Consider the following 4,287-nt stretch of genomic DNA (forward strand, 5'->3'; position numbering starts at 1 on the left):
AGATCAACCACGCCCACCACCCCGACGAACTCCTACGCGGCGACCCCGACCCACCTCGCAACTAGGGGACTGACATCGTGGTACCCTGCCGTACCAGGCCCGACCGAAGGAGCTCGGCATGACTGCGGAGGCGACGACCCGCAAAAGTGCAGGTGGACGACCCGTGGTGGACACTACCCACGGTCCCGTCCGCGGCGTCGACGACGGAACCATCAAGGTCTGGAAGGCGGTTCGTTACGCCGCAGCCCCGGTCGGGGATCTACGGTGGCGGGCGCCCGAGCCGCCGAAAGCATGGACAGAGCCCGCCGATGCCGGGCAGGTGGGTCCGGTATGCCCGCAGCCGACCGACCCCGGAATCCCGATCGATCTCGGAGCCCCGCAAGGCGACGACTTCCTCACGCTCAACGTATGGGCGCCCTCCGACAGCCAGCCAGGCGCCAACAAAGCGGTGATGGTTTGGGTACACGGCGGCGCCTACATCCTGGGGTCGGCCAGCCAGCCGCTCTACCACGGGGGCGCATTGGCCGCCGATGGCGATGTCGTGGTCGTGACGATCAACTATCGACTCGGCGCCCTGGGTTTTCTGGAACTAGCCACGCTGGGCGCCGACACCGATCAGTTCGCGACCAATGTCGGCCTCCGCGACGTGATCGCGGCGCTGCGCTGGGTGCGCGACAACATCGCCGCGTTCGGTGGAGACCCGGGCCGAGTCACGCTTTTCGGTGAGTCGGCCGGTGCGGGCGTGGTGACCGCGCTGCTGGGCAGCCCCGCAGCGGCTGGGCTGTTCAGCGCCGCGATCGCTCAGAGTTCGCCGGTCACGTCCTCGTACCACGCAGACGGTGGCCGCCGGGTAGCCGAGCGCTTCCTCGAAGTGCTCGAGATCGGACCCCAGGATCTCGGACGCCTGGCCGGCCTACCGATCGAAGCGATCGTGGAAGCATCCAGGACGGTGTTCGACGAGGTACCTTTGCGCAGCCCGGGCAGGCTGGCCTTCGCGCCGATCGTTGACGCAGACATCGTCCCGGACTACCCGGTAACCCTGGCCAGACAGGGCTTGACCCATCCGGTGCCGCTGATCATCGGCACCAACAGAAACGAAGCGGCGCTGTTCCGATGGATGAAATCACCGCTGATGCCCATCAAGCCCGAAAGCATCAAGGCAATGTTCGCTGAGATCGCGGCCGAACAGCCGAGCCTGCAGTTGCCCAGCGAGGCCGAGCTGGGCGGCACCTACCGCGGTCGCGGCAAGGTCAGGCATATGGGTGTGGCCAGCGACCTCGGCTTCCGTATGCCTTCGATTTGGTTCGCCGACGGCCATCGCACGGTCGCGCCGGTCTACCTCTATCGTTTCGACTTCGCCACCCCGATGCTGCGGGTATTACGTCTGCATGCCGCGCATGCCACCGAGCTTCCCTTCGTGTGGGGCAATCTCGGCGCCATACCCCGGGACCCGATGTTCGCCCTGGGTGGCCGCAAGCTCGGTGCGGCGGTGTCCCAGCGAGTGCGCAGCAGGTGGACCAACTTCGCGAAACGCGGCGACCCAGCCGGGCTGAGCGGCGAACCGACGTGGCGCCCCTACGATGCCGAAGACCGCCCCACCCTGGTCATCGACAAGAAGGATTCGGTGGTCGACGACCTCGATGCCGAGGTGCGCCGCGCTTGGGGCGACGAGGTCCTCAGCTTCCTGTAACGACCGTAGATATCCCTCGGAGGTGCCGCCGTGGAGTTCTTGCCGCCGCAGATGCTCGACCCCGTTCTCTTCGCCATTCCGTTCTTTCTGCTTCTGCTGATCATCGAATGGACGGCAGCACGCAAGCTTGAGCGCCTTGAAAACCCTGCGGACGCCGCTCGCCCGAGGCGGGGCGCCTACCTCACGCCCGACTCCTTGGCCAGCATCTCGATGGGCTTGGTATCGATTTTCACGCTGGCGGCATGGAAGTTCTTGGCGCTGTTGGGTTATGCGGCGATCTACACCTATGTTGCCCCGTGGCATCTGCCCGCGGACCAGTGGTACACATGGCTGATTGCGATCATTGGTGTCGACCTACTGTTCTACGCATATCACCGCACCGCGCACCGAGTACGGCTGATCTGGGCTACCCATCAGGCCCATCACTCCAGCCAGTACTTCAACTTCGCGACCGCTCTACGGCAGAAATGGAATAACAGCGGGGAGATCCTGATCTGGATCCCGTTGCCATTGTTGGGCGTCCCGCCCTGGATGGTGTTCGCCGGATTCTCGGTCAATCTGGTCTATCAGTTCTGGGTTCATACCGAGCATATCGACAAGCTATGGTGGCCAATAGAATTCGTCTTCAATACGCCATCTCACCATCGGGTGCACCATGGTATGGACCCCGAGTACTTGGACAAGAACTACGGCGGGATCCTGATCGTGTGGGACCGTCTATTCGGCACGTTCCAGCCCGAGCGGTTCCGGCCGCACTATGGATTGACCAAGCCTGTCGACACGTTCAACATCTGGACACTGCAAACCCGCGAATACGCCGCGATCGGCCGTGATGTGCGCGCTGCCCGGGGCGTGCGGGAAAAACTGGGCTTCATTTTCGGCCCACCCGGCTGGGCGCCGACGGGCGCTCCGAGAATCGACGACCCCGCGCGGGCGTACTAACGACCGGCCCCTAACGACACCGGCGCCTTCAGACAGACCGTAGTCTGCGCAGTGTGGAGACTGTCTTCGACGCGCATGTCGATCCCGCGCAGATAGATCGCTCGCTGGCAGGGAGCAGCTTCGGATCGGTCTGGCTGGACATGCCGCGTCCAGACTTTGGCCCGCCGTCCGGTCCTGTGACTTGCGACCTGCTGGTGATCGGCGGCGGCTACGTCGGGCTGTGGACTGCTCTGCATGCCGCTCGCCGCCACCCCGACCGGCGCATTGTGCTGGTCGAGGCCGATCGCATCGGATGGGCCGCTTCCGGTCGCAACGGCGGCTTCGTCGATGCGAGCCTGACGCACGGACTCGAGAACGGTAAGTCGCGCTGGCCCAACGAGATCGACACCCTCGAGGCATTGGGAATCGAAAACCTCGACGGCATGCAGGCCGAGATCGCCGAACTCGGTTTGGACACCGAATGGCAGCGCACCGGGATGCTGTCGGTGGCTACCGAGGCGCATCAGGTGGACTGGCTGGAACAGGCTGCGGCCGAGAACCAAGGGCAATTGCTCGACCAGGGACAAGTCCGCGACGAAGTCCACTCACCGACGTACCTGGCAGGTCTGTACACCCCCGACACGTGTGCGATAGTCAATCCCGCCAAACTGGCACTCGAGTTGGCGCGGGCCTGTCGCGGTTTGGGCGTCGAGGTCTTCGAGCACACCACAGCCACCCGGATCGACTCCGGCGGCGCCGCTCTGCTCGTACACACCGACGGGCCCACAGTCACCTGCCGCGAGGTCGTGTTGGCAACCAACGTGTTTCCCAGTCTGCTGAAGCGCAACCGCCTTTTCACCATTCCTGTGTATGACTATGTGCTAGCCACCGAGCCACTCACCGACGCCCAACTCGATCGCATCGGATGGCAGCGCCGGCAGGGAGTCAGCGACGCTGCCAACCAGTTTCACTACTACCGGGTGTCGATGGACAACCGGATCGTGTGGGGCGGCTACGACGCGATCTACCACTTCGGCCGGCGCGTCAACTCCGCCTACGAGAACCGCCAACAGAGCTACCGTCGGCTGGCAGCGCATTTCTTCATCACCTTCCCACAGCTCGATGACGTCCGGTTCTCCCATCGTTGGGCCGGCGCCATCGATACCAACACTCGGTTCTGCGCGCACTGGGGACTGGCCCGCGAGGGCCGGGTGGCCTACGTGAACGGATTCACCGGGCTCGGCGTCGGCGCCGCCCGGTTCGCGGCCGATGTGTGCCTTGATCTGCTGGATGGCGCCGAGACGCCCCGTAGCCAATTGGAGATGGTTCGCAAGAAGCCGCTGCCGTTCCCACCAGAGCCAATCGCCAGCATCGGGATTCAGGCCACGAGGTGGTCGCTGGACCGCGCCGACCACTCCGCCGGACGTCGCAACATGCTGTTGCGGGCACTCGATGCCCTCGGCCTGGGCTTCGATTCCTGAGATTATTCCTGAGCTGTTCGACTGATCCGACCCTGCAGAACGCTCCCGACTGTCCTTGATGGGTCATATGTAACGCCCCTTTTCCCGATCGCGATGTGCCTGTTACACAAGCCACACGCCGTCAGGGCGGGAAGAGCGAAGGGGGCGCTATGCCTGTTGGGTCTGCGTCTGTTGGGTCTGCGTCTGTTGGGTCGT

At 64.3% G+C, this 4,287-nt stretch carries 3 protein-coding genes; all 3 read left to right on the forward strand.

Going from position 1 to position 4,287, the window contains the following annotated elements:
- The first annotated feature begins 118 nt into the window (after positions 1-118).
- Genes ACPGXI_RS15760 through ACPGXI_RS15770 form a run of 3 tightly spaced genes read left to right on the forward strand, consistent with a single transcriptional unit; the run spans position 119 to position 4,092 of the window.
- Complete coding sequence (locus ACPGXI_RS15760) at positions 119-1,690, forward strand: carboxylesterase/lipase family protein (RefSeq protein WP_526654567.1); 1,572 nt, start codon at positions 119-121, stop codon at positions 1,688-1,690.
- Positions 1,691-1,741: 51 nt separating this feature from the next.
- Complete coding sequence (locus ACPGXI_RS15765) at positions 1,742-2,632, forward strand: sterol desaturase family protein (protein WP_526654597.1); 891 nt, start codon at positions 1,742-1,744, stop codon at positions 2,630-2,632.
- A 53-nt stretch (positions 2,633-2,685) separates the two neighbouring features.
- Positions 2,686-4,092, forward strand: a complete 1,407-nt coding sequence (locus tag ACPGXI_RS15770) for an NAD(P)/FAD-dependent oxidoreductase (protein ID WP_526654569.1) — start codon at positions 2,686-2,688, stop codon at positions 4,090-4,092.
- Positions 4,093-4,287: the final 195 nt, after the last annotated feature.

Source organism: Mycobacterium sp., from assembly GCF_049608025.1.
GTDB lineage: Bacteria > Actinomycetota > Actinomycetes > Mycobacteriales > Mycobacteriaceae > Mycobacterium.